This is a genomic window from Allomuricauda sp. F6463D, from assembly GCF_023015965.1.
Taxonomy (GTDB): domain Bacteria; phylum Bacteroidota; class Bacteroidia; order Flavobacteriales; family Flavobacteriaceae; genus Flagellimonas.
The window spans coordinates 1,755,087-1,777,802 of record NZ_JALKAN010000001.1 but is presented as its reverse complement, the minus strand read 5'-3'; the positions used below and the strand labels follow the sequence as shown (position 1 = coordinate 1,777,802).

Below are 22,716 nucleotides of genomic sequence, written 5' to 3'. Positions count from 1 at the left end.
ATTTTGGGAAGGAGTTTATAAAAAAGAAAAAGGTGTTAAAGCACACTCGCAAGTGCTTAGGAATTCGGAAAGATAATTTTCAATTTTAAATATATTCCAGTCATTTTATATAAAATAAAAATTTAGACATAGAAAGTTAAACATACCCCTTATTTTGGGTATAAACAAATAATAATGAAAACTTGATACAGACCTTAGTTTAGCATATAAATTAAAGTCGCAATAGAAACTTCGTTTGGTTGAATCGTCCCATTTTTCATTCATCCTTTTTAGAATTGATCATTGGAATTCCAAAGCTTACAATTTAATAAGGTTGAGCATATTGCCATTAGAACAACTTGATTATAGCATATCTTCAAAACCTATTCAATCAACTATTTTTTATTGATTGTGAAACAACAGTAAAATGTCCAAAGAAAAGCTGCACACTGTACTTTTCATAAAACCATATTAGGATAGTACCCAAACCTATAAAATCCATTATATTTCATTGAAGATAATTAAAGGGTAATGGTGTTTTAGTGCTTTAACGTACGACTAAAGTTTAATAATGTTCATTTAAATGGTTTCGCCATATTTCTTACTGTTCCAGCTCAAGAAATAGTAATTAAAATAAAGCAAAATAATTGTTTTCCATTGTGGGAATCACAATAATAAACGCTCAGAGAAAATTATTTTACAATAAATTAATTTTTTTTTTGTCTATAAATCATGAAAACATTACTTATGTTAATATAAAGTGAAGATAACTGTGCAAAACACCCAATCGTATGTATAAAAGTGGAGGGCCAGAGCCAATTTTAAACGTTGATGATGAAGATGGGCTATTGGGTTCAATCGAAGAAAATGGTAGGAGACAAGAATTGTTTGTGATAAGAAACACAGAGGAGGAACTTTGGAACAAACTTAAAAAGGGAGACCAGAGTGCTTTGGGGGAATTGTACAAGCTTCATATAGATTCATTGTTCAGTTACGGTGTAAAAATCACGGATGATAGGGATTGGGTTATGGATTGTATCCATGACTTGTTTGTGGACCTCTACAAATACCGCAAAGGCCTGTCCAGTACCAATAATGTAAAATACTACTTATTTAGCTCATTAAAACGGAAGATTGTTAAAAAACACAACCGTAAAACCATACCGGCCTCTAGAATTAATGCTTCTTCACATTTTGAAAACAAGAAGCATTCGACCGAGTCTCACGAAGAGGAGCTTATTAGTGCGGAACGTATTTCCGAAAAAAATAAAAAACTGGATCGCGCACTAGACTCGCTCACCCGAAAACAAAGAAAAGGGCTTTTCTTAAAGTTTAAAGAACAACGAAACTATAAGGAGATTGCAGAACAGATGGATATTTCCATAGATAGCGCAAGAACGATGATTTACAGGGCATTAAAAAGTTTACGATGATTTATTATACCCACATGGAGATCGATTTTTCATTACTTATGTCTATAAAACAAGAACAACTTGCTTTGGCTAATAAGAATAGAACTTCGCCTTAGTGCTGAAGGGTAGTAATTGCTCGATAAATTAAAAATGAAAAATAAAGACCTACATAAAGACAAGACAAATAATCCATCTATTTCGGAGTGTGAAAAGGCATACTTAAAAGATAGGATTTTGGATACAATCCAGAAAAGCAGGTTGAGAAAAAGAAGGATGCACTATTTTTTGGGCTCGGTGGCCACCATTGTGATATTGGTCAGTGTATCATATCAGTTTATTGTGCCAACTCCCGAAGCTCCTTCTATTACTGATTTTGTGAACACATCGAAAACAAATAGTCAAACTACGGACAAAATAGTTCTTATGCTTGGCGAGGGGGAGAGCTTGGACATTGACGAGGAAATGACTGAGGTACAATATTCCGATAATGGGAAAAGTATAACTATCGGCAATACCAAGGATGTCAATCAATCCTTAAGTGAGGACGAAACTCCTGTTTTCAATACGCTAATGATACCATTTGGCAAAAGGTCAAAACTGAGACTTTCCGATGGTAGTATAGTATGGTTGAACTCTGGGTCAAAATTGGTCTACCCTGCGGTCTTCAAAGGTGATAAAAGGGAGGTGTACATAGAAGGGGAGGCAATTTTTGAGGTTGCCCATAATGAGGACAAACCTTTCTATGTTGTTTCCGAAAACCAACGGGTCAAGGTTCTGGGCACGGTCTTTAGTGTCACCAATTATTCTGATGAGAGTTCAATAAGTACCATATTGGAAAGCGGAAGTGTGGAAATAAGTTATCGTGAAAATATCTCATCATCGGAATCCTTGGAAAAAATCAATATTACGCCGGGTACAAAAGCAAGCTATAACAAGATGACCAAAGGAATGATTTCTGAAAAAGTTGATGTTGATTCCTATTTCTCATGGCGTAAGGGCTACTTGGTATTTAAAAATGATAACCTAAGCTATATACTGAAAAGAATATCGAGGTACTATAATCTAGATGTCAAAATCACCAATCGAGGAGATGCAGAAAAGGAAACTTTTTCTGGTTACTTAAACCTTAATGAAGATATAAGTAAGGTTATGGCCAGTATAAAAGAAAGTGCAGATATTCAATACGAATTAAAAGAAAACGAAATAATAATCAATTAAAACATAAAGTGCCTATGATATAATTATTTGAGTTAGTTCAGTTTATTGAAAGCCAGAAGATGTTGGAGCATCTTCTGGCCAATACACTAACATTGCCAATTTGAAGCAACATTAATAACCAAAACAAAGATATGAAAAATACCTTAAATGCAGTAACCACAACAGTTATGCGAATCTTTTTATTGTTTATTGGTATTGGACTTACGGCAGTATACGGTAACCCCGCATTTGCCCAAAATGACATACAAATAAATGTAAAAGATGCTACCGTTGAAGAATTTTTTGAAGAAATTCAAAACAACAGTGATTTTGTTTTTTTCTATAACGATGAGGTTTTAAAATCCAATAAAAAAATCTCATTAAAATTAAAGAAAGCCAAGATTTCAACGGTACTAAATAAAGCTTTTCTAGATTCTCAATTCACCTATAAAATTATTGGAAACCAAGTTATAGTTAAAGTTTTACGTAAACCTTCATCGTCCGATACTGAGGATATTGACGAAGATGCGGCCCTCCAACAGACCGTGACAGGAACTGTAACAGATGCCCAAGGTACACCACTGCCGGGTGTAAATGTAATAGTAGGAGGCACTACGACTGGGACACAGACCGATTTTGATGGTAACTATACAATTAATATGTCGGGAGAGAGCACCGTTTTGATCTTTTCATATATCGGAATGCTATCCCAGACTATTGAAGTAGGAGGTCAAACCAACATAAATGTAGTGCTCCAAGAAGATGTAGCATCATTGGATGAAGTTGTGGTTGTTGGGTACGGTACTCAATCTAAGGAATCGCTTACAGGATCTGTCGGAGTCGTGGAGAGTGAACAACTTGAACAAGCGCCAGTATCAACTTTTGAACAAACGCTCAGGGGAAGTACGGCTGGTCTGCAAGCTACGGCTGTAGACGGTGCCCCAGGAGGGAATACGCAAGTTAGGATAAGGGGGATAGGGTCGATAACCGCTTCTTCTGAACCGCTATATGTGGTCGATGGAATTCCAGTTCAAAGTGGGAGTATCGGAACAATTGATAACGGAGGTACCAGTACCAATGTAATGGCCAGTATAAACCCCAATGATATTGAATCTGTGTCGGTATTAAAAGATGCAGCTTCCACTGCCATATATGGTTCTAGAGGAGCCAACGGGGTTATTTTGATTACAACAAAATCAGGAAAATCTGGTAAGCCTACAATTAACTTTAAGGCTTTGACTGGTTTTAACTCACAAGCATATAATAATATTCTAAAACCTTTGAATGCTGCGCAATACACGGAGTTGTTCCTAGAAGGGTATGTCAATCAGGGAGATACCCCGGCTGAGGCGCAAGCCAAATTTGATTCCACATTCCAGCAGCTTATCGATCCATCTACAGGTGAGCCAACAGATACCAATTGGTTGGATGCAATAACAAGAACAGGTATTACCCAAAGCTATGATTTAAGCGCAAGTGGAGGTACTGAAAATTTAAAGTATTTCTTTTCTGGTGCTTATTTTGATCAAGAAAACTATGTTGTAGGATCAGGATTTACAAGGTTGAGCGCACGTAGTAATGTTGAATTTAAAGCAACGGACTATTTGACAATATCCAATAATATATCTGTGTCCAATCTTACATCAAATACTTTTTTTGATGGTGGATCATGGAACAACCCATTTAAAAACTCACTCGAATTATCTCCACTCATTCCAATTTATGATGAACAAGGTAGATATAATGGTGAGCACGCTAGCTACTTTCCATTAGGTGGTGCTAATCCTTTAGGTAGTTTAACTGGAGATGATCAATGGGAAAATAAACAAACAAGAGTAATAGATAATTTTGCCATATCGATTAACCCAATGGACGGCCTTACATTTCGCTCCCAGTGGAATTTTGATGTATTGACCCTAAACGAGTATAGATATCAAAATCCAAGATATGGTGGAGGAAGAAACTCAGGTGGAGATGCCTATGAAGCCAATACCAGTATTAAGACATGGGTTGGGACACAAACATTGAACTATGATTTTAAGCTTGGAACAGACCATAATTTTAATCTTCTAGCTGGATATGAAGCTCAAAAAACCACCAATGAGCAGTTCAGTGCTTCTGGCACACAATTTCCCAATCAAAAACTGAGAACATTGAACAGTGCCTCTGCAGAATTTGCCATCAGTGGCTCCAAATCAGAATATACATTTGTATCTGCTTTTTCCAGGGCCAATTATAATTATGATGGTAAATATTATTTATCAGCAAGTATTAGAAAAGATGGATCGTCCCGTTTTGGTTCGGATAATCGATGGGGTACTTTTTATTCCATTGGAGGGAGCTGGGTTGTTTCAAGAGAAAAGTTTTTGGAAAACGCTTCATTTTTAGATCTATTAAAAGTGCGAAGTTCTTGGGGACTTACTGGAAATGCAGCTATTGGTAACTTTCCTTCACGCGGACTGTATGTATATGGTCAAGATTATGATGGAAGTCCAGGCGGTGTGCCTAGTCAGGTTTCAAATCCAGACCTTACATGGGAAACACAGAAAAACTTTAACCTAGGGATGGATTTTAGCATTTTTTCCAAAGTTAGTGGAACAGTAGAGTACTTTAAGCGTATATCTTCTGACTTGATTTTGAATGTACCAATTTCACGGACAACTGGATTTACTTCGTTGACCCAAAACTTTGGGGAAATGACCAATTCTGGTTTGGAATTGAGTATTAATGCTGATATTATTGATAATGATGATTTTACGTGGAACGTAGGTTTCAACACTACATTCCTTAAAAATGAGATAACAAAACTTACAGAAGACTTCAACAGCGGAGCCTTTAGAAGACAGAAAGGTCAAGACTTTCAATCATTTTATTTGTTTGGTTGGGCAGGGGTTGATTCAGAAAACGGAAACCCGCAATGGTATACCGATGCAACCAAAACAGAAGTTACTTCTAACCTTAGTGAAGCCGAACGTTTTTTAGATGATAAATCTGCTACACCTGAATTTTTTGGAGGTTTTAATACACTTCTTTCTTATAAAGGGGTTAGTTTAAGTGCCAACTTTGTTTATTCCTATGGAAACTACATATTTGATGCGAGAGCACGAGGTAGTTTGGGAGACGGCCGGTTAACTCCACGAAGTACCGCAACTTTTATTTACGATAATAGATGGGTGCCAGGTAAAACGGACGCTTTGGCTCCAAAGTTTATTTGGGGAGGTAGTCCTGGAAGTGGAGAGTCTGCAAACTCTAGATGGTTGTATGACGGTAGTTATCTTAGACTAAGAGATTTGACCATAGGATACAATTTCCCAGATGAAATTGTCTCAAAACTACATTTAGGTTCTCTTAGAATCTTCGCAAGGGGAACCAATATATTGACTTTCGTAAAAGAAGATATATTGTACATCGACCCCGAACAGGCTATAGACGGTAACTATACCGGACAAACCCCTGCTATGAAAACAATTTCCCTTGGCTTGGATATTCAACTTTAAAATTAAAAAAATGAAAAAATATAGAATTATACCTATGGTGGCCATACTATTCTTTTGGTCATGTTCAGAATCTTTTTTAGAGCTTGAGCCACAGCAATCAGTGGCAGACACTGAGGCCTTGGAAACACTTGGTGATTTCGAATCATCCATAACAGGTGTTTATAATACCATTACGGGATCGGAATACTATGGACGCTATATGATGATGATACCAGATGTAATGGCCGACGATGTTAAACAAAATGCACAGGCAAATAGAATTGAAGATTATGCTGAGCATATTGTAAGAGTATCAGATGGCGATGCCAATAGCTTATGGACATCTATGTATGAAGGGATAAATGCAGCAAATTCAATTATAAACTCTGAAACACAACTCGCTGATGCGGTACAAGATGAATATAATCATATTTTAGGTGAAGCATATGCGTTGAGAGCGCAGATTTATTTTGATTTAGTAAGATTTTTTGCGCATCATTATACCTTCACTCCAGAAGCCAGTCATTTAGGTGTGCCACTTATTTTAGAGTTTGATGTGGCTAACAAACCTACAAGAAACACTGTCAAAGAGGTTTATGATCAAGTAATTGCAGACATGAAAACAGCACTTACTTTGATGAATGATGTATCTCGTACAGGAAATTCAAACACATTGTCAACCATTTCAGTAAAAGCACTTTTGTCCAGAGTATACTTGTATAAAGAAGATTGGCCAAATGCTGAAGAAATGGCTACAGATGTAATCGAGTCAGGAGAGTTTGAACTTATTTCCAACGCAAATTATTATGATTTGTGGACAACGGACAATAGCTCGGAATCCATATTTGAAATTTCAATGACAGAAGTTGACAATGTTGGGGGACAAGGTATTGCTGGATTGTACCTGCCCGAAGGCTTTGGTGACTATCTACCATCAAATGATGTTGTATCCTTGTACGATTCTGAAGATGCACGCTTGAGTACCTTTGAAATTGATCCACTTTTAACAGGAGATTTTGCTTCACATAGAATGGTTAAGTACCCAGACATAAATGGATTTGATAATGTAAAAGTGATTAGACTGGCAGAAGTGTACCTTATAAGGGCAGAAGCCAGAGCAAAGATTGGAACTAACATTTCTGGTGCCCAAGATGATTTGGACATGGTGCATCAAAGAGCAGTGGCGACTGCGGCCGACAATGCGGATACAGGTCAGGATCTAGAAGATGCTATATTTCTAGAGAGAAGATTGGAGCTTGCATTCGAAGGACAACGTTTATGGGATTTAATGCGAAATAAAATGGATATAGTACGGACCAACTGTACATCCCAAACTTGTAGCATATCGTACGGTAGCGACACTGTGATATTACCAATTCCCCAGAATGAGACTGATGCAAATCCAAATATTGAGCAAAACCCAGGATATGGGAGTTGATGGATGTTATTAGTAGAATTAATTATTAATGTTGTGCTGTAAACTTATACATTGGAGGTTCTTGTTTTTTCATTGATTTCCTCCAATGTATAACAGTATAATATATCCATAGGCTAAACTAAATTTAAGCATATAAACCATAAGAATTATGGATAAAAATCGTAGAAATCTTGCAAAAATGTTGTCTGTCGGAGCTGTATTCCCTAGCCAGATGGCATATTCATTCTCCTCGATCATGGAGTCCATACCAGAGAGTTCAGGTACACGCAAATATGGAGTGGGAACACTTTCCCAGACTGATATCGAAGAACTATATAATAAATCAATCGTTATTGATGGATTGGTGATTCCACGTGGATGGAATGAAGATTCATTTAAGGCATTGGAAGAATCCGGATACACTGGTTTTTCTGCGTCTCTGGCTTCTGGTAATTTAAAAGTGGCAATGAAAGCACTGGCAGAATGGAGGGATAGGATAGATGACAACCCGGATACCTTTATTTTCGCCAATAGTGCCGATGATTTCGTTCGTGCCAAAAATGAAAATAAAACAGCTGTTTTACTTGGTTTCCAAAACGCCACAATGATGGAAAAGTCCATCGACAATCTTGACACGCTATACAATGCAGGTACACGTTGGATTCAACTTACCTACAACCAAAGAAATTTGTTGGGCGATGGATCTACCGAACGTACTAACGCAGGCCTATCGGATTTTGGAATTGAAGCTGTTGAACGGATGAACGATCTAGGCATTATTATAGATCTCTCACATTGTGGAAGGCAAACGACCTTGGATGGAATAAAATACAGTAAAAATGGAGCCTGTTTTAATCATACCATGTGTGAGGCTTTGTATAATAACCACCCACGTTCAAAAACAGATGAACAGATCAAGGCCATGGCCGATAAGGGCGGTGTTATGGGAATAATCAGTCTTGGTTATATGATAGGCCCCGATCCGGGAGGAGAAACCACTATTGAAACCTACGTGGATCATATAGATCACGCAGTTAAAATAGCAGGAATCGACCATGTTGGTGTAGCTGCTGATTTTGCAATACAAGGGATGGTTGCAAATGGAGCCACTCGAGAGAATTGGTACGTGCCGCGCTTAACCCGGTTTAAGCCATCCTACCAAGTAAGATGGCCTGCTTGGATACCTGGTTTGGACGAACCAAAACGGTATTTGAATGTAGCTAAAGTATTGGATAAAAGAGGCTACAGTACAGGTGAAATTGAAAAGATCCTTGGTCTTAACTGGTTGCGCTATTTCAAGGAAATTTTAAAATAGTCCTACCCATCTGGTTTACATACGAATTATGAACAAATAATTTTATTCATGAAAAACCATATAGCTACCGCATTAGTTATACTTACCTTATCAATAGGTTGCAAAGAAATCAATCTAACTGATAATGATAGTTCACAAGAAATATTATATGAGGTAGTTTTTAGGGAGAACCCTGCTGGCGAATATAAGAAAATGACAACGGGGGATAATAGTTTTGAATATTACTACGCATACGCCGACCGAGGGCGTGGACCTGAGTATAAAGAAACAATAACCCTAAATGATCAAAACTTCGTTATAAATCAAGCGATCAACGGTGTTAATTATCGAAAGGTTCCTGTAAACGAATCCTTTTCGGTCACAGGTACAAGTGCATCTTGGCAAAATCCTAAAGGAAACGATACTGGTGATATCGAGGGAGACCAATTGTATTTTAGGTATGATGGTTCTCCGGCAATCTACGAGATACTGGCACAACATTTATTAGCGTCCGATACCGAAAAAGTAAAGCTATTTCCTGAAGGGGAAGCAGAATTGGTTAAAAGAATTCCAATGACCCTGGAAAATGGGACAACTCTTGACCTGTTGATGATAAAAGGATTGGATATGAGTCCAACCTTTTTGTGGATGAAGGAAGATCAATTGATTTGCAGTATTGATGGAAACCTGCATATTGTTCAAGAAGCGTACAAGTCGATGCGCTCAGAAATGAAAACGCTACAGGATAAGGTGGAGGATGATTACCTAATCGAGATTACCGAAAATCTGACCCATGATTTTGATAAGTTGGTCGTCCAGAACGTTAATGTATTCAGTGAAGAAGGTTCCTTGCTCGCAAATCAGGATGTTTTCGTTAATGGAGAAATAATTGAAGGGATTCATCCAACTGGTGTAAAAACAATTCCCGGAGATGCTGAAATTGTTGATGGGTCTGGAAAAACCCTTATGCCGGGCATGTTCGATATGCATACCCATAATACCAAGTTCAGAGGGATATTGCATTTGGCAGGAGGTATAACTTCGGTACGGGATATGGCCAATAATAAACAGCTATATCTTTTAAGAGATCAGTTTGACAATAATGATATCATAGGTCCGCGTATTATTGCATTTTGCGGTATAATCGATGGTTCGGGACCATTTGCAAATCAACGCAACGTGGTCAATTCACTGGAAGAAGGGTTAGCGGAAATTGAGGACTATAAAAATTTAGGATACCAGCAAATAAAACTATATAGCTCTATTAGACCAGAATGGGTGAAACCTATGGTGGATAAAGCTCATTCACTGGGTATGCGGGTAAGTGGGCATATCCCGGCGTTTATGACAGCCTCCCAAGCAATAGATCAAGGGTATAACGAGATTCAGCATATGAATATGTTGTTTCTCAACTTTTTGGCCGATAGTATAGACACCAGAACACCTCTGCGTTTTACCATGGTAGCGGAACATGGGTTGGACCTCGATCTTAGATCCCAAGAGTATTTGGAATTTGTAGATCGCTTAAAAACAAATGAAATCTTGGTAGATCCAACGATGGCCATTTTTGAAAATATGTTTGTCTCGCAAAAAGGGGAGCCAAGTCCAACTTTCAGTAAAATTATGAACAGACTACCAGTAATAAGTCAACGACAGTTTTATGCTGGAGGACTTCCAAAAACAGAAGAGACCACACCAATTTATAAGAAAAGCTATGATAAGATGTTGGCTGCACTCCATGATCTTTTTCAGAAGAACGTGGCCATTGTGCCAGGTACCGATGGACTCCCTGGCTTTTTATACCATAGGGAATTGGAATTGTATGCAAAATCTGGAATTCCTGTCGCAGAGGTATTAAAACTGGCCACTATAAAATCCGCAGATTTCATGGGGGTATCTAACTCTTACGGTTCAATTGAAGAAGGTAAAATGGCAGATCTTATTTTAATAGATGGTAATCCTTTGGATGATATTAGCAACATAAGAAAAGTTGAATGGACCATAAAAGGGGGTAATATATACTTTGCCAAGGAACTTTATAACGCCATGAGTATACAACATTTTAAATAGATCCGTGGATAACGGATAAACTCAAGAACCATTTATATAAAAACGATGAAACAGGTATATATATTTCTTTTTTCAATTTTTGCGGCCACCGGATATAGTCAGTCACATGAATTCTTTACCAGTGGCAGGTTGATTTTTGGCACGTACACAGAACGTACTGCATCCATGGGAATAGGTGATATTGATAATGATGGTGATATGGATGTTTTGGTTGCCAATGGACGTCATTGGCCAGGACAAAACCGAATATTCTTTAATAACGGTAGAGGAGTTTTTACCGTGTCACAGGTTTTGGGGGATGAGCAGGAAACAAGTTATTCCACGGAGCTTGCAGATTTTGATAACGATGGTGATTTGGATATAGCCGTAGGCAACGATATGGCGCCAAATTATATTTTCATAAATAATGGGAAGGGCAAGTTTACAAAAGGAGCAAGTTTTGGTGAATCCTATGCCCCTACACGAAATATTGTTGTTGCTGATATTGACAATGACGGTGATTTAGATATTTTGATAACCAATCGGGGCAAGGAAAATGAGATATGTTTGAACGATGGGAAGGGTAATTTTACAAAAACGATAGGTTTTGGTTCCCAGAAGGACTCTACCATAGATGTTGAAGTTGCGGATATGGACGGTGACGGCCATAACGACCTTGTTTTGGCCAACAGGGACGACCAACCCAATTTTGTTTATCTCAATGACGGCAAGCTTAATTTTTCTAAGAAAATCCCATATGGTACGGGTAAGGATAATACTAGGTCAGTTGCTATCGCTGATATGGACAAAGACGGTTATTTGGATATTGTAACGGCGAATATCGGAGAGCCCAATGTAATTTATTTTGGAAGCAAGAAAACTGATTTTGAAAGAAGGATGGTGTTTGATTCCAGTACCGATAGATCATATTCATTGAGTGTTGCAGATTTGGATATGGATGGGACCATGGATATTGTCATAGGTAACGTTAGGGCCTCAAATACTGTGTTCTTAAATCAGGAAGAAGGAAGCAATTGGAAAAAAATAGTATTGAGTGATAAAGAATTTAATACATATGATATTATGATCAGTGATTTGAACGGGGATGAAAAACCGGACATTATAGAGAGCAATTCCGATGCACTCAATCTATATTATTTTAATAAATATGTGCCCAAATTCCCATAATTCACAGTGGTCAAAGGTTTAAGAAACAATCAGAAAAATATAAATTCAATGAAGAGTCTTTCAAGATACACAAAAGTATTATTGTCTGGTATATGTATCTCCATATCCTTAGTTTCATGTACATCAGAACCATCTAGGTGGGAGAATGTTAATGAGGAAGGAGCTTTTGTAGTACATAGAAGGCAATCTCCCATAGGGGAAGAAACGTATAAAATGTATACCAGTAACGATTCTATAATTATAGAATCGCTTCAAGGAGAAAATGAACGTGGACGTATTACCGGGGTTTTGTCGGAATTGCGGTTGACCAAGGATTTAGAACCGGTTTATTATAGTAGTAAAAGAATATCAAAGGATACTACCAATATTTTGGAAGTAGAGAAGACCGGACCAAATGAGATTACCATCTGGGAGAAACACTACGATAAGGTAACTAAGGAGGTGCCTTCACATTTCTTCCCTTTGCACAGTAATATTCCTGCAGGCATAGAAATGATGCTATATCACTGCTATTTTAAATTTGGGTTAAAAAGCTTACCAACCTTTCCAAGAGGAGAGGTGACGGTTACCCATAGGGGTAAGGATACAGTGACAGTAGATGGAACACAAAGAATATTAGATAGATATGTTACTACCGGAATAAACTGGGGAGGTAGGACTGTTTGGTTGGATGAATCCCAAGATTTGGTTGCGTTGGTCAAAGCAAATACCCAAATCAGGGAAATGATCAAAAAGGAATATGCGGAAGCATTACCAACATTTATTCAAGGGAACGTAGTAGAACAAATGGCTCAACTATCAGAATATACAGAATCACTTAAAGGACCAGAATACCCTGTTGTCGCATTGGTGGGAGGAAATATAGTTGATGGTGTCAGTGAAGATATTAAAGAAGATATGACAATTATTGTTGAAGATGGCAAAATTGTTGAAATCGGAAAAAGTGAATCAATCACTATATCTAAAGGAGTTAAGGTAATTGATGTAAAAGGAAAAACTTTAATGCCTGGAATGTGGGATATGCATGCACATTCCAATCAGGTACAATGGGCGCCTGCTTATTTGGCCGGCGGTGTTACTACCATCAGAGACAATGGAAATGAGCTGGAGTTTGCTACTGCTTTCAGGGATGCCATTGCCAACGATGGAGCAACGGGCCCTGATATTCTTTTGGCAGGTATGACCGATGGTGCTGGAATAAGAGGTAATGGTGTTGTACGTGCAAGATCTAAAGAGGAAGCCAAAGAGGTGGTGGCCATGTACCATAAAAATGGATATAAGCAAATTAAGATATATACTTCTATAGACCCGGAAATCTTAAAAGTATTGGCAGATGAGGCACACAAAGTAGGAATGACCCTTACCGGTCATGTACCTGCTGCTTTAGGTAATGCTATATCTGCTGTAGAAAGTGGTATGGATATGTTGAGCCACTATAATAGAATACTAACTCCATTATTTCCGGATAAAAAAGTATCTGAATTGGGAACATATTACATGGCGGAAAATGAAATTACCGATGCTCAAATAAACAAAGCTATAACATTTTATAAAAAACACGGAACCGTATTAGACCCTACACTTGGGCTGGGAGCTATCCGTACCATGCGTAAAGGAGAAATAATGGAATCCATTGAACCGGATGCTGGTAGGATGGCCTACGAACTTTTTGAAGGTAAACGTTTTAGGAGAGGATTGAGCGAAACAAGAGCAAAAAAATCTAAAGAGAACTTCTTAAAATCTGTAGAAGTCATTGGTAAGTTTTATAAAGCTGGTATTCCAGTAGTGGCCGGTACTGACAATTTTGCACCCGGTTTTGGACATTTTCTTGAGATAGAAACCTACCAAAAGTATGGTGGTTTAACGCCCTTGGAGGCAATTAAAACAGCAACTATTGTTCCGGCCAAGGCTATGGGGATGGATGATGTAACCGGAACATTGGAAGTTGGTAAGCAAGCGGATATTGCCATTTTGGACAAAAATCCATTAGAAGATATAGACAATATTAGAACGGTGTCCGCGGTAATGACCAACGGGAATTATTATGAAAGCGAACCACTGTGGATAGCGGCAGATTTTAAACCAAATAGAGATAATTAAACTTAACAATGCAAAATAAGAATTACGACCCAGAAGCGAGGTTAAAAGAATTGGGCATTGAGTTGCCAAAGGCTCCAAATCCTGTAGCCAACTATGTTAATGGCGTGCGTACCGGAAACCTAATTTTTCTTGCTGGAAAAGGACCTAGATATGCCAATGGCATAGAAATTACTGGAAAATTAGGCGATGATATTTCCATAGAAAAAGGGTATGAAGGAGCACGGTTAACAGCCATTAACCAAATAGCTGTCCTTAAGGAAATGTTGGGTGACCTAAAAAAAGTAAAAAGAATAGTAAAGGTCTTGGCCTTGGTGAATTCCACACCAGACTTTTTAGAACAACCCAAGGTAATCAATGGTTTTTCTGATTTGATGGTAGAAGTTTTTGGAGAGAGGGGCATACACGCCAGAGCAGCTATTGGAGTTGCAACATTGCCGAGGGCACAGGCCGTTGAAGTGGAATGTGTGGTTGAAGTGGAAGACTAGCCGTTTTACCTGATGCTAAGGAAATCCTCCAGTGCATTTACAAACTATAATCATTAACTGAGGAGAGCTTTTAAGGTTATCATCTCTTAACTCTAATAAATTTATATGATCACAGAAACCCCCGTCAATCCACTTTGGAAAGAAAGTAAGATCAAGAATTATTTGCCCCATATGACGGTTCCTGAAGTGGAAGCTTTTCTTAAAAAATCAGACTTAGTAATTATTCCCATCGGAGCATTGGAACAACATTCGAGCCATTTGCCCATTGGAACCGATTTTATCAATGGTATAGAGCTTTGCAAGCTTATAGCTCAAGAGCGTGATATTTTGGTGGCACCTGTGTTAATGGCGGGCCAGTCCCCTTATCATATGGCATTTGCGGGCACCATTACCCTAAGTGCTGAAACGATACTACGTGTGCATATGGAAACGGTGGAAAGTCTTATAAAACATGGGTTCAAACGCTTTATGTTGATGAATTCGCACGGAGGCAACACGGCTATTACTACTTTTTTAGTAGATCAAATAAATCAAAAAACTTCGGCTGTTGCGGTCGATTTCAGTGTAGCTGTAAAACCGTATTTGGAAACTGAGGATAATAAGGAGGCCAAGGCGTTGGACCGACATGCAGGTACGGGCGAAACGTCTAATTCCATGTACCTGATGCCAAGCTTGGTACAGTTGGACAAAGCTAAACCAACTAAGTTGTCGTTGCCAAAGCATTTGAAGAATATGGTGCCGGCGGTCATTAAAGAAGAACCTACCGAAAAATTATTATTTCTTTCCGAAGGCTTAAAGGCCGAGGAAACTGGGAAAAATACCTCTACAATCGAAATGACAAAAACAGGCGTTTGGGGGGAGCTCGACCCTAAGGAAGCTAACGTGGAAAGAGGTGAAAAAAACACAAAGAAAATGATAAATGCATGTTCTGGTTTTATTGATAAGTGGAATGAGTTGATAACAGCTTGAGATGTGAAATAGTGCATTGTGCTACCGAAAATCGATAATGAAAATGAAAAATAATCTAATACTGACTATTTTAATTCTATCCAACTGCGTATTCGCAATTGCACAAGACTCCAACAGATTTCCAGAACCGAATGTTGTATTGGAGATTGAGCCATCAAATACCGATTCAAGAATTGAAAATGCGGATACACCACACTTTGTGGCTTACAACCCGAGTAACAAACAAGGTAAGTTACTACTTTTTACTCCAGGTACAAACGGTATTGCATTAAGAGGTCCAAAGGATTTCTTTAATACCGCGGTTCATCAGGGATACTCCGTAATTAATCTGTCGTACATAAACACTCCTGCGATTGCACGGATATGCAAAGGAGAAGCATTGATAGAGAATTCCGATTGTGCAGAGGAGTTTAGAAATAGAAGGGTATACGGTGATACTACATTTACACTGATTGATGACAAACCCTATGATGCCATTGTTAATCGACTTACAAAACTTTTAGAATATCTGTCCGTGAATGATAGAAACCTAGACTGGAGCCGTTATCTGGAAAACGGTGCCCCAAAATGGAGCGAGATAGCACTTGCCGGTCAGTCGCAAGGAGGAGGAATGTCGGCTTTTATCGCAAAGACCCATCTCGTTGCTAGAGTTATCGATTTTTCGGGTGGATGGGACTATTCCGCAAAGAACAAAATAGCCAAATGGTATTTTAAAACTAGTAAAACACCAGTTGATCGTTGGTACGGAACTTACCATGCGGAAGAGCCTACAGCTACCACCATAATAGAGACATATAAAGCAATGCATATTCCGGAAGATCATATTTATGCATTTGATCTAGAAGTACCAAATGGTAAAAGAGCCCATTCCAATGGAATAAGAAATATTCGATACAGAGACCAATGGATAGAACTCTTAGGTAAAGGCAATTAATACTGGATTTAGGATGAATATTTGTTTTTTACAACTTTTGAGACAGAACATGATAACAAAATTATTTTTTTATCCTTTATCTAGTGTAGGCTTTGCATTGTGCAATTGTCGCATTCAAATCCAACCTAAAGACCTCTCAAATCTTAAAAAAACAATATACAAATGAATGTGTTGGGATTGATAGGGGGAACTTCATGGCATTCCACGATAGAATATTATAGTATAATAAACCAATCTGTGAACGATTATTTTGGAAACAATACCAATCCACCCTTATTGGTCTTTACGCTAAATCAGGCAAGGATACATCAGTTTCAAATAGAAAATAAATGGGAATCTATAGCTTACATGTTGGTAGACGCGGCACAATCGCTGCACAAAGCAGGGGCAAATACCGTTCTTTTCTGTGCCAACACCCCACACAAAGTATTTGATGCCGTTCAGGAGAAGTTGGATTTTCCCATTATACATATAGCCGATGCCACGGCGAAGGCCATTCACGAAATACGATTGAACAAAGTACTTTTTTTAGGTACCAAATACAGTATGGAAGAGACCTTTATAACAAAAAGAATTGAAGACAACGGCATTCAAGTATTGGTGCCGGAAGATAAAAAGATAATCAATGAACTTCATAGAATCATTATCGAAGAGCTTACCTATGGCAAAATAGTTGCAACGTCAAAAATCTATGTTATGAAGGTTATTGAAAAAGCTATGAAACAAGGGGCAGAAGGTGTTGTTTTAGGGTGTACGGAGTTTCCATTAATGATCTTTAAGGAAGATGTGGATATTCCTATTTTTAATACAACCGAAATTCATTCTAAAGCGGGAGTCAATTATATTTTAAAACAACAATTATGCAGATAACGAAACATAAAATAGGTCTTGTTCTTGGGCCATTGTCATTTTTCTATATATTCTTTTTTTTCCACCCAGAAGGGTTGAATGATTCGGCCAACGCCGTACTTGCGACAGTGGCTTGGGTTGCCATTTGGTGGATAACAGAAGCTATTTCTATATCGATGACTGCCTTGCTGCCTATTGTGCTTTTCCCACTAACTGGTGGTTTAAGCCTTGGTGAGACCACTGCATCCTACGGGCATAAGTATATATTTTTATATATGGGCGGGTTTATCTTGGCACTTGCCATTGAAAAATGGAACTTACATAGAAGAATCGCTTTGTCCATTATTAAAGTTGTAGGGACCAATATTACAAGTATTGTGCTAGGGTTTATGTTGGCAACGGCTCTTTTATCCATGTGGATTTCCAATACAGCTGCTACAGTAATGATTTTGCCTATGGCAATGGCTATTGTAACACAATTAAAAGACAATCCCCAGACCATTGAGAACGAGAATATTAATTTCGGAAAAATTTTAATGTTGTCCATAGCTTATAGTGCTTCAATTGGTGGAGTGGCTACCTTAATTGGAACCCCTACCAATTTAGTGCTAGCAGGTGTAGTGCAGACAACATTTGGTGAAGAAATTACATTTTCTCAATGGTTTGTATTTGGTTTCCCTATTGCATTTATCTTACTATTTATTGCTTGGAAGTATCTTACCAAGTTCACTTTTAAATTCACGAAGGAATCTTTTCCTGGAGGTCGAGAAGAAATCGATGTTCAATTGAAAAAATTAGGTAAAATGTCCTTTGAGGAAAAAATTGTGCTAACAGTATTTATTATGACTGCTTTGGCATGGATATCACGTTCGTTTTTATTACAGAACATAATACCTGGAATAGATGATACGGTAATTAGTATTTCATGTGCCATTCTACTGTTTGTATTACCTACAAGTAAAAAACGAAAACGAATAATGGTTTGGGAAGATGCTGTAAAATTGCCTTGGGGCATAATACTTTTGTTTGGTGGAGGATTGGCTTTGGCAGCTGGTTTTGAAAGTAGTGGACTTGCTTTATGGATAGGTAATAAACTGATAGCATTAAAAACAGTGCCTTTTGTAATTTTACTTTTAATTTTAATAGCTACGGTAAACTTTTTAACCGAAATCACATCCAATATTGCCACAACAGCAATGCTTCTGCCTGTTTTGGTGTCCTTAGCTCCAATTTTAGGGGTACATCCATATTATTTAATGATCAGTGCAACTGTAGCAGCATCGTGCGCCTTTATGTTGCCAGTAGCAACACCCCCAAATGCAGTGGTTTTTGGTTCCGGGTATCTTAGTATGAACGATATGGTAAGTAGGGGTATTTGGATGAATATACTATCCATTATTATATTGACAATAATTGTATACTTTGTGCTCCCACTAGCCTGGGATCTTAGTTAAAAAATAATCATATGTAACAAACCATAGTTTTATAATGTTTGGCAAAGGAAGACTCTGTAAGAACTCGACCCCCATTGTTTTTGATTTTTTTTAAAAAGGAGGTCGTGTATGTTTACCTTGAGGGTATTTTTTTCCTAAGTCTTTCGCTATAGGCACCGCCTATGGTTTTGTCAATGAAATCTAAGATTAAGTCTATTGTTAAAAAGGATGATGATACCTTAAGAAAGTAACTTTTTAGTGTATTGATTTTTCTGCACTATGCTGTTTTAATCACCACTAATATGTGTAAAAAATCTCTAAGTGGTGTTTTTCAGTAAATTAAAAGGAAATATCTAAAATGAAAAACCTTTACTTAACTCTGTGGACATTTGTATAATTAAGTCTTTGTTTTCAGGATTGTTGGCTATGTTAATATTTTCCTGTGGATCAATTTCATGATCATAAAGTTCCCGGGTAATTAAATCACCTTTTTCCTTTTCTTCTTTTTCCCAAATATACCATTCTACATATCTATAGCGATCTGTTCTAACGGTATACCCCATACGTTCAATTTTTCTATCTTCTGGCGGACCAAAACGGCCTAATAAAAATTGACTGAAGGCTGCATCTTTAACAGTTGAGTCGGGGTTTTCAAGAACTGGACTTAAGCTTTTTCCATGCAAGTGTTTTGGTGCTTCAAATCCGGACACATCCAATAAAGTAGGGTATATATCTACGAATTCGGTTAAGGCATTACTCATTTTCCCCCTTGTGGTTAATTTGTCGCCACTTATAATGAGGGGTGCTCTGGTATCAATTTCGTAATTGGATTGTTTGCCCCAACTGTTATGTTCCCCAAGTTTCCATCCATGATCGCCCCAAAGAACTACAATCGTATTTTCTTTAAGCCCTAATCGCTCCAATTCATCCATAAGTCTACCTATCTGTGCATCGATGTAAGATACACATGCGTAATATGCATGTAACAATTCTCTTTGCTCCTTTTCACTCAGAGGATTATGATCAGGTTTGGGTAATCCGTTGCGTCCATGGTAATTTCTTAATTCTGCGTCACCATGAACTGCAAATTCAGGACTATCTTTAGGTACAAATTGGTTGGTGGCTAAAGGAATATCTTCAGGGTTATATAGGTCCCAGTATTTTTTAGGAGCATTAAACGGCAAATGGGGTTTGTAATAACCAACAGATAAAAAGAAAGGTTCATTTTTATCTTTTAATTCTTTCATTTTTTTTATGGCCATAGTGGTTTGTGCACCGTCATAATAGTCGTCATCATCAGCCTCAGCCATTTCAATTGCTTTTGCTTTAGTATAGATAAAGCCATATTTATCAAACTTCGCTGTTCCCTTTTTTACCAAGTTTAATTCTTTCTCCTTTTGTATTATTAAATTATCCTGGTTTAGGTACACGGCATCGGGATCAAAAGGGAAACTATCAACATGTAAATATTCGTTCCAAGCTATGGAATCTTGTAAAGTATTATGAAACGTCTTTCCAGTTCCAACGGTATAATAACCATTGTTTTTAAAAAATTGGGGTAAAGTAACCACGTCTGGCAAATAATCCCTAAAATCTGTTTTTAAATCCCAAACTTGAGTTGAATCGGGTCTTAAACCGGTTAATAGACTGGCTCGCGATGGATTACAAACAGCTTGTTGGGTATATGCACGATTAAAAGTTACCCCATTACTGGCAAGAGCATCAATATTTGGAGATTTTACGATAGTATTGCCGTAAGCGCCTAAATCTGGCCTTAGGTCGTCTACGGGAATAAATAGAATATTAGGCCTATTTTTATTTTCTGTCACTTGACCCTTTTCTTTAGCATTTTGACAAGAACTTAAAACGAGGAAAACAAGCCAAGCAATTGTGCTAAGAAATTTTAGTTTTTGTACTATCATAAAAAATTGAGTTTAGGGTTTGTGGTTTCAATGTTCAGGGATACTATTATTTTTTAGTAAGGCAACTTTTTTAATGGTATTGTCATATCAACACCATTTTATTCATATCTAAGCAATGAAATTGCCCTAACAAACCGTAGCTTGATAATTTGTATTAACATAGGCCAATTGTTATAGTATCGATTATATATTAATAAGAGCTGTAGTGAGAATTTATAGACAAAAATTAACTTTTTCACTTTTAGCTATAAAAATAAAGTCTGAAATAGTGAAGAATGCCAATACACCGTACATTTATAAACGAATGGATTGCAAATTGTCATCAAATGAGTTCTTGACTTTTTGTTTAAGAATGTAAACTAAATTCTATCCACTAAGATTTATACAATATTCACTTTGTGGTCTCGGGTGATTGATGGTCTGTATTAGGATATTCTTTTATTCAACAAACAATTTACTAGAAGCGTATTATCATCCAATACAATACTATTATTTTTTTAAATTTTGGTAGTTTTACGCGAAGTGTTCTATCATGAACTGTAGCATAGGAATATATACAATGAGAAACAACATAGCGGTTAGAAGGTTAAAAGCAAATTAAAAGGTATTGTTCTCTGTTTCATTAAATATATGGCTTTCATTGATAATCTACCTCAAATAAAAAACACTAAACATCATAAATGTAGTTGATAATGAATTTAATCAAAAAAATTTGTTTTACCCTGATTCTTTTATTGGTTTGTTCGGGATGTATTAATTCTGACAAAAAAAACGAAATAAAGCCGAATATCAAAAATGAAGAACCAAGGCTGACTAAACCACCGATTACCCCGCCCGCTGGAATGATTTGGGTTCCTGGAGGTGATTTTATGCAAGGTGCGGTTGACGAAGATAATATGGCTATGATGCAGGAAAAACCAGCACATAGAGTATCTGTAGATGGGTTTTTTATGGATGCTCACGAAGTTACTAATGCACAATTTGCCAAGTTTGTCCAAGAAACAGGATATGTTACCGTGGCGGAACGAGAGATAGAGTGGGAGGAAATGAAAAAACAGCTGCCAGCAGGTACAGAAAAGCCTCATGATTCGATTTTGCAACCAGGTTCATTGGTCTTCAAGAAAACGACTAAAAGTGTTCCCAATTTATATGATTTTTCGCAATGGTGGGAATGGAAAATTGGTGCGAGTTGGAAACACCCCAATGGTCCCGACAGCAATATTGACGGTAAAGAAAATCATCCGGTTGTCCATATTGCCTTTGAAGATGCCCAAGCTTATTGCAATTGGGCTGGCCGCAGATTGCCTACGGAGTCTGAATGGGAATTTGCTGCGCGGGCAAACCGAGTAGGTAGTAGATTTTTCTGGGGAGACGATATCTCACAATTAAGTGCCCATGCCAATTCTTGGGAAGGTGAGTTTCCGGTTGAAAATACCCTGGAAGATGGATTTGAAAGGAGTGCACCAGTTATGAGCTACCCTAAAAATGATTTCGGACTTTACGACATGGCAGGAAATGTATGGGAGTGGACCAGTGATTGGCACAATACCAATTACTATCAAGAACTGGCAGCCAAAGGGGGAGTGGAACACAACCCCAAAGGGGCGGCAAGTCCTTTTAATGCCAGTAATCCTTATGCAAAAGAACGGGTTATTAAAGGAGGGTCCTTTCTATGTAGTGCCTCCTACTGTGCAAGTTATAGAATCTCGGCCCGTATGGCCACTAGTCCGGATTCTGGGATGGAACATTTAGGCTTTAGGACAGTTTTTACACCTGAAATGGCAGCAAATAATTAATACTGTCATGTCTTAAAAACAAACCGCAAAGAAAACAATACATATCAATAAAGCTGAACGATAGTACCATTGTTCGGCTAATCCTTTAAAAATCCCTATCCGTTATGGGTGCTGAACAGAATCCGCAACGCAGTTATGGGTAATCGTGGAGCCATAGGCACTAATGTAGACCTCTTAAAACCTATGCAAATAAAGACTTTTTATCCTTCAATAATT

The 22,716-nt window shown here is 37.7% G+C and carries 15 protein-coding genes; 14 read left to right on the top strand and 1 reads right to left on the bottom strand.

Features of this window, described 5'->3' with window-relative positions; translation table 11 throughout:
• Positions 1 to 770: 770 nt before the first annotated feature.
• The 13 genes from MWU56_RS07830 (at position 771) to MWU56_RS07770 (ending at position 18,803) form a co-directional block, all read left to right on the top strand.
• Entirely contained in the window at positions 771 to 1,412 is a 642-nt protein-coding gene (locus tag MWU56_RS07830; RefSeq protein WP_247043482.1) for an RNA polymerase sigma factor, read from the top strand.
• A 129-nt stretch (positions 1,413 to 1,541) separates the two neighbouring features.
• Entirely contained in the window at positions 1,542 to 2,609 is a 1,068-nt protein-coding gene (locus MWU56_RS07825; RefSeq protein WP_247043480.1) for a FecR family protein, read from the top strand.
• 131 nt (positions 2,610 to 2,740) lie between these two features.
• Positions 2,741 to 6,085 (top strand): TonB-dependent receptor, encoded by a 3,345-nt coding sequence (locus tag MWU56_RS07820; protein WP_247043479.1) that lies wholly within the window; start codon positions 2,741 to 2,743, stop codon positions 6,083 to 6,085.
• A gap of 10 nt (positions 6,086 to 6,095) precedes the next feature.
• Positions 6,096 to 7,502, top strand: a complete 1,407-nt coding sequence (locus tag MWU56_RS07815) for a RagB/SusD family nutrient uptake outer membrane protein (RefSeq protein WP_247043478.1) — start codon at positions 6,096 to 6,098, stop codon at positions 7,500 to 7,502.
• Between the two features lie 148 nt (positions 7,503 to 7,650).
• Positions 7,651 to 8,796, top strand: coding sequence for a dipeptidase (locus MWU56_RS07810; protein ID WP_247043477.1), 1,146 nt, complete (start codon positions 7,651 to 7,653; stop codon positions 8,794 to 8,796).
• A 48-nt stretch (positions 8,797 to 8,844) separates the two neighbouring features.
• Positions 8,845 to 10,845: an amidohydrolase family protein gene (locus MWU56_RS07805; RefSeq protein WP_247043476.1), complete on the top strand. Its 2,001-nt coding sequence runs from the start codon at positions 8,845 to 8,847 to the stop codon at positions 10,843 to 10,845.
• Between the two features lie 45 nt (positions 10,846 to 10,890).
• Complete coding sequence (locus MWU56_RS07800) at positions 10,891 to 12,012, top strand: FG-GAP repeat domain-containing protein (RefSeq protein ID WP_247043475.1); 1,122 nt, start codon at positions 10,891 to 10,893, stop codon at positions 12,010 to 12,012.
• A gap of 48 nt (positions 12,013 to 12,060) precedes the next feature.
• On the top strand, positions 12,061 to 14,112 hold the full coding sequence (locus tag MWU56_RS07795; protein WP_247043474.1) for an amidohydrolase family protein: 2,052 nt from the start codon (positions 12,061 to 12,063) through the stop codon (positions 14,110 to 14,112).
• 8 nt (positions 14,113 to 14,120) lie between these two features.
• Positions 14,121 to 14,597, top strand: a complete 477-nt coding sequence (locus MWU56_RS07790) for a RidA family protein (RefSeq protein ID WP_247043471.1) — start codon at positions 14,121 to 14,123, stop codon at positions 14,595 to 14,597.
• A gap of 105 nt (positions 14,598 to 14,702) precedes the next feature.
• On the top strand, positions 14,703 to 15,566 hold the full coding sequence (locus tag MWU56_RS07785) for a creatininase family protein (RefSeq protein ID WP_247043469.1): 864 nt from the start codon (positions 14,703 to 14,705) through the stop codon (positions 15,564 to 15,566).
• Between the two features lie 43 nt (positions 15,567 to 15,609).
• Complete coding sequence (locus MWU56_RS07780) at positions 15,610 to 16,500, top strand: BPSS1187 family protein (protein ID WP_247043468.1); 891 nt, start codon at positions 15,610 to 15,612, stop codon at positions 16,498 to 16,500.
• 162 nt (positions 16,501 to 16,662) lie between these two features.
• Positions 16,663 to 17,370: an aspartate/glutamate racemase family protein gene (locus tag MWU56_RS07775; protein ID WP_247043467.1), complete on the top strand. Its 708-nt coding sequence runs from the start codon at positions 16,663 to 16,665 to the stop codon at positions 17,368 to 17,370.
• Complete coding sequence (locus MWU56_RS07770; protein ID WP_247043466.1) at positions 17,361 to 18,803, top strand: SLC13 family permease; 1,443 nt, start codon at positions 17,361 to 17,363, stop codon at positions 18,801 to 18,803. The genes MWU56_RS07775 and MWU56_RS07770 overlap by 10 nt, the downstream gene beginning before the upstream one ends.
• Before the next feature lie 332 nt (positions 18,804 to 19,135).
• Here the strand turns inward: MWU56_RS07770 and MWU56_RS07765 are convergent, their stop codons facing one another.
• Positions 19,136 to 20,611: a sulfatase gene (locus MWU56_RS07765; protein ID WP_247043465.1), complete on the bottom strand. Its 1,476-nt coding sequence runs from the start codon at positions 20,609 to 20,611 to the stop codon at positions 19,136 to 19,138.
• A 785-nt stretch (positions 20,612 to 21,396) separates the two neighbouring features.
• Here MWU56_RS07765 and MWU56_RS07760 point away from each other — a divergent pair.
• On the top strand, positions 21,397 to 22,500 hold the full coding sequence (locus MWU56_RS07760; protein ID WP_247043464.1) for a formylglycine-generating enzyme family protein: 1,104 nt from the start codon (positions 21,397 to 21,399) through the stop codon (positions 22,498 to 22,500).
• Positions 22,501 to 22,716: the final 216 nt, after the last annotated feature.

What these genes read in the sequence shown, in the direction of transcription:
- MWU56_RS07830 (WP_247043482.1), top strand. Translation starts at nt 771, where the DNA reads ATGTATAAAAGTGGAGGGCCAGAGCCAATTTTAAACGTTGATGATGAA.
- MWU56_RS07825 (WP_247043480.1), top strand. Translation starts at nt 1,542, where the DNA reads ATGAAAAATAAAGACCTACATAAAGACAAGACAAATAATCCATCTATT.
- MWU56_RS07820 (WP_247043479.1), top strand. Translation starts at nt 2,741, where the DNA reads ATGAAAAATACCTTAAATGCAGTAACCACAACAGTTATGCGAATCTTT.
- MWU56_RS07815 (WP_247043478.1), top strand. Translation starts at nt 6,096, where the DNA reads ATGAAAAAATATAGAATTATACCTATGGTGGCCATACTATTCTTTTGG.
- MWU56_RS07810 (WP_247043477.1), top strand. Translation starts at nt 7,651, where the DNA reads ATGGATAAAAATCGTAGAAATCTTGCAAAAATGTTGTCTGTCGGAGCT.
- MWU56_RS07805 (WP_247043476.1), top strand. Translation starts at nt 8,845, where the DNA reads ATGAAAAACCATATAGCTACCGCATTAGTTATACTTACCTTATCAATA.
- MWU56_RS07800 (WP_247043475.1), top strand. Translation starts at nt 10,891, where the DNA reads ATGAAACAGGTATATATATTTCTTTTTTCAATTTTTGCGGCCACCGGA.
- MWU56_RS07795 (WP_247043474.1), top strand. Translation starts at nt 12,061, where the DNA reads ATGAAGAGTCTTTCAAGATACACAAAAGTATTATTGTCTGGTATATGT.
- MWU56_RS07790 (WP_247043471.1), top strand. Translation starts at nt 14,121, where the DNA reads ATGCAAAATAAGAATTACGACCCAGAAGCGAGGTTAAAAGAATTGGGC.
- MWU56_RS07785 (WP_247043469.1), top strand. Translation starts at nt 14,703, where the DNA reads ATGATCACAGAAACCCCCGTCAATCCACTTTGGAAAGAAAGTAAGATC.
- MWU56_RS07780 (WP_247043468.1), top strand. Translation starts at nt 15,610, where the DNA reads ATGAAAAATAATCTAATACTGACTATTTTAATTCTATCCAACTGCGTA.
- MWU56_RS07775 (WP_247043467.1), top strand. Translation starts at nt 16,663, where the DNA reads ATGAATGTGTTGGGATTGATAGGGGGAACTTCATGGCATTCCACGATA.
- MWU56_RS07770 (WP_247043466.1), top strand. Translation starts at nt 17,361, where the DNA reads ATGCAGATAACGAAACATAAAATAGGTCTTGTTCTTGGGCCATTGTCA.
- MWU56_RS07760 (WP_247043464.1), top strand. Translation starts at nt 21,397, where the DNA reads ATGAATTTAATCAAAAAAATTTGTTTTACCCTGATTCTTTTATTGGTT.